Below are 4,324 nucleotides of genomic sequence, written 5' to 3'. Positions count from 1 at the left end.
TCAATGGTGAGCCTTTTGCTAGCTATTTGGAAATTAGTGAGCAAAGAGATATGGCTCAACAACAGGCAGAGCTCGAAAGGCTGGCAAAAGAACAAGAACGCCAACGGGCAGAACAAGCGGAGCAAGCTTTAGAGCTTGAACGAACTCGCATGAAGGCATTGTTGGAGCAATTAAAAGCGAAAGGGATAAATCCCGATGATTTTAACCTATAATCTCTAACCATTATCCTAGTAATCAGGTAGACAGGGTTTTTCCCTGTTCCCTGTTCCCTGCTCCCTGTTCCCTGTTCCCTGTTCCCTGTTCCCTAAAATCCCTAAATCGTGTACCTCATAGCTATGATAATTGCTATATAATCGTATTTGGAGCCGCTAAAAGCGAAGGCACTAAATTTATAATTTCATCTGCTTCTTAGCAAGATAATGTTCGTCAAGGGCACGTCTTAGCATCATTTTAATCACAGCAGATCTGCTAATGTTGAGTTCTTTTGCCATTTTATCGAGTTCGGTGAGCATAGGGCTAGGAATTTCCACCTTTGTGGTTTCTATATCCTGTCTTCTTCGTGAAGTCATCTGACGGCGTGTTCCGACTCTTGTTGTTGTGGAGTCAAAATAGCGGTCTATAACCTCTTCTCCTGCTTCAATTTTTTGTTCAATTTCTTCAATAGAAATATTGTTCATAAATTTCTCTCTCCCTTTTGGTACTTTTCCAATACGTGATTAACCATATATATTCCCCTTCATCATCATAACGCACTTCATAAATGACCGATAAAAGAGAATTTTCCAGAAAACCAATGGCAATAAATTGTGCAGGATCATCTTGTTTCATTCGTTCTACATAGTCGCCAGCCAAGATAGTAGCGACTTCCTCAAACGAATATCCTCTCTTTCGCTTCAGAAGTTGACTTTTGTGATTATCCCAATCAAATCGCATTTTTTACCATAACGCCCTAAAATAACGCTCTTGTTATGCTTTGTTACCATCCTAATTTTAGGGGATCCTCCCTACTCCCTACTCCCTACTCCCTACTCCCTACTCCCCACCCATAGAACCCCAATTCCCAGAAGGAATAAAACTCGCCCAATAATAGGGATGGTGATAATCTCCACCCCCTAACATTTGCAACTGAATCCTTCGCAAAGCCTCAGAACGCCCTTGGTTATCCTGCAATCCTTGATAATAAGAAACCATTAAATCCTTGGTAGCCTCATCATTTACTTTCCACAAACTAATCACCTGGCTTTCTGACCCGGCAATCACCAACGCTCGACGCAACCCATAGATTCCCTCCCCAGCACTGATATTGCCTAAGCCTGTATCACAGGCTGATAATACCACCAGTTTTGTACCTGATAAATTTAATCCAGTTGCTTCTAAAGCTGTAAAGATGCCATCTTCTAGATCATTTTCTGGCTTATCAGTCTTAATTCCTGCTAATGCTAACCCTGACCAAAGTAGGAAATTATCCCCTAAAATTACCTCATCTTCGGAATTCGGTCTCTGTTGGAAAAAACCATGGGTAGCAATATGTAGTATTCTCGGACGAGTAACCTGTTTTAATACTGCTTCATTAGCTTGAGCACCCAACAACGGCTCCACACCAAGCATCTGGGCGATCGCGTTTACTTCCTCAAGAGTACCAGGTAAAGGCGATAAGCCCCACTGGGAAGGATTCAAGTCACCTAAGCTGGGGGTTGCTACTATCTGGTTTTCCTCCCCAAGGGCAGTAGTTTGAGCGGAATTCTCAAAGTCTGGTGCTCCCAAAAGTACTGGTTGGGTGAGTTTGCGATTGGAATTGGATAATCTCAGTAAATCCCTACCGGAGGTGAGGTAGGTAAAACCATAGCTTTCTACTAAATAACGGTTGTCTTCATCCACTAAAGCTTCAAAAGGGATGAGGTTGAGGTCGCTGTCTGGAGACAGTAAAATCCTGCGGCTATCTCCCAACAAAGGACGGACTTTCGCCATCAGCTTCTCATCCACCTTGCGGGCTGCTTGTTTTACCTCAGGGATGGTAAGAGCCTCGGTTTTAAGGGATAATTCAAGTATCTCCCATAGAGATTTCAAAGCATCTACCTCCCCTAAATCAATGCCTTGGGGTGCGCCTTGAGAACGGAGTACATAGACCCCATAACGGGGATTACCAAAACTATCCTCTTCGGGATTGTAGGGTTTGTACTCTACAAATTCTACCAGTGCCGTATCCTCAGGAATCAGTTGTTGAATAGTTTCGATGGTGACTGGTTGATTGATTTGGGCAAATTCACGACTGCGCCGACTAATTTTTACGACTAGTTTTTGTTCCTGATTCGTTAATTCATCGAGTTGATTACGATATTCTTTCAGGGAAAGCTTATCAGGTGGGTTGTAGGTGAGGTTAGCGAGTTGGGTGCGAGTATTGTTTAGTTGGTCTAGTAATTTTTGGCTTTGGAAATCTAAGCGTTTACGCAACAGTTGCTGACTATGGGTCAAGAAATCAAGTAAACGACCTTTGCGATGCAGGATGGTTGTTAAAGCCAGACGAGCTGCTCTTTCATTATCGGGAGCTGAGTTTAGGTGTAGAGAAATAGCTCTATTTCTTGTGCCAGAGATAGTTTTCATGTAGTCTCGTTTTTGCTTTTCAGCACCAGAAACGAGATTACGTTCTAGATTAACTTCTTGGATGTCTAATCCTGCTTCCAGAAACTCTAGGGCTTGGTCAATGTTTCCTTGACTGTGATGTAAAATAGCCAGATTATCCAGACTGGTAGCCACATATGGGTGTTCGTTACCCAGCAACCGTCTCCTCATCTCCAAAGCTTGGGTATATTTAGGTTCCGCCTGTTCGTACCTTCCCATGGATTTGTAGAGTCCCCCCAGATTATTGAGGCTGGTAGCCACAGATGGGTGTTCCTCCCCCAGCAACTTTCTGTCCATCTCCAAGGCTTGGGTTAACAAGGGTTCCGCCTGTTCGTACCTTCCCATTGAATAATAGAGTGCTGCCAAATTATTCAGGCTAGTTGCTACATCAGGGTGTTCGTCTCCCAGCAAGCGTTTGCTCATCTCTAGAGCTTGGTTATAATATGGTTCCGCTTCTGAGTACCTTCCCATTGAATCGTAGAATAAAGCCAGATTATTGAGGCTGGTAGCCACCAATGGGTGGTCATCCCCCAGCAACCGTTTCCTCATCTCCAAAGCTTTGGTATACAAGGGTTCCGCCTGTTGGTACCTTCCCATGGCACGATAGAGTCCCGCCAGATTATTGAGGCTGGTAGCCACAGATGGGTGTTCCTTCCCCAGCAACCGTCTCCTCATCTCTAGAGCTTGGGTATACAAGGGTTCCGCCTGTTCGTACCTTCCCATGGATTTGTAGAGTAAAGCCAGATTATTGAGGCTGATAGCCACCAATGGGTGTTGGTTTCCCAGCAACCGTCTATACATGTTCAAGGCTTGGGTATACAAGGGTTCTGCTTCTGAGTACCTTCCCATTGAATAGTAGAGTCCCGCCAGATTATTGAGGCTGATAGTCACATCAGGGTGTTCGTCCCCTAGCAACCGTTTCCTCATCTCTAAGGCTTGGGTATACAAGGGTTCTGCTTCTGAGTACCTTGCCATTGAATAGTAGAGTCCCGCCAGATTATTGAGGCTTAATGCTACAGATGGGTGTTCTTTTCCCAGCAACCGTCTCCTCATCTCCAAAGCTTGATTTAACAAGGGTTCCGCCTGTTCGTACCTTCCCATTGCATCGTAGAGTAACCCCAGATCATTCAGGCTGGTAGCTATATCTGGGTGTTCCTCCCCCAGCAGTTGCTTTCGAATTCTCAAAGCGTCCTGGGCGAGGGGAATCGCTTCCGAGTATTTCCCTTGCTTATAAAGCTCAATGACTTGTTGAGTCAGTTGCTCAGCTTTCGCTAGTTGTTCTTGTCCTGACTCCTGTTGTTGGGCAATGGTAGTTTGTCCCACCGTGGTCAGGGGCGTAATTACCCCTACTGAGATCAAACTAACTAGAGCTGTTGCCCAAATTGTTGGCCTTTTTGATTTAGTTGAAACCATACCGATACCCCATACCTTAAATCCAGAACCGCCTGTCAAATTTTACTTTTCTTCGCTTCTAGTTGACGCACCTCTGATTCATCCCCTAAAGCCCGATAACTAACTTGGGCTTTTTCCAACCATTGTAACGCTTCTTCTTTACTGTCAATAATTAAGCTGATAGTTACTAAACTCTTTTGTATTTCCGCTTGACTGTTTAAATCTGATGCTGCTTTAGCCAGTTCTAAACCTTTGAGGTAACGCTCCTTTGCCAGTCGATTTAACCCCACTTGTGTGTAGGTATTCCCTAGCA

At 44.4% G+C, this 4,324-nt stretch carries 3 protein-coding genes and 2 pseudogenes; 1 reads left to right on the top strand and 4 read right to left on the bottom strand.

Going from position 1 to position 4,324, the window contains the following annotated elements; all coding sequences use genetic code 11:
- Nucleotides 1-212: pseudogene (locus F6K38_RS35915) on the top strand (Uma2 family endonuclease); the annotation flags it as partial.
- A gap of 177 nt (nucleotides 213-389) precedes the next feature.
- On the opposite strand, the gene brnA reads toward F6K38_RS35915, so the two are convergent.
- From brnA to F6K38_RS35895, 4 genes and pseudogenes are all read right to left on the bottom strand, one after another.
- Nucleotides 390-677, bottom strand: coding sequence for a type II toxin-antitoxin system BrnA family antitoxin (gene brnA, locus F6K38_RS35910; RefSeq protein ID WP_287313239.1), 288 nt, complete (start codon nucleotides 675-677; stop codon nucleotides 390-392).
- Nucleotides 658-933: a BrnT family toxin gene (locus F6K38_RS35905; RefSeq protein WP_287313238.1), complete on the bottom strand. Its 276-nt coding sequence runs from the start codon at nucleotides 931-933 to the stop codon at nucleotides 658-660. Before F6K38_RS35905 ends, brnA begins: the two co-directional genes overlap by 20 nt.
- Nucleotides 934-1,032: 99 nt before the next feature.
- On the bottom strand, nucleotides 1,033-4,032 hold the full coding sequence (locus F6K38_RS35900) for a CHAT domain-containing tetratricopeptide repeat protein (RefSeq protein WP_287359818.1): 3,000 nt from the start codon (nucleotides 4,030-4,032) through the stop codon (nucleotides 1,033-1,035).
- 35 nt (nucleotides 4,033-4,067) lie between these two features.
- A pseudogene (locus F6K38_RS35895) lies at nucleotides 4,068-4,324 on the bottom strand (tetratricopeptide repeat protein); the annotation flags it as partial.

Source organism: Moorena sp. SIO3B2, assembly GCF_010692525.1.
GTDB classification, from domain to species: Bacteria; Cyanobacteriota; Cyanobacteriia; order Cyanobacteriales; family Coleofasciculaceae; genus Moorena; species Moorena producens.
The sequence above is the reverse complement of the archived record's forward strand: the minus strand, read 5'-3'. Positions and strand labels throughout refer to the sequence as shown.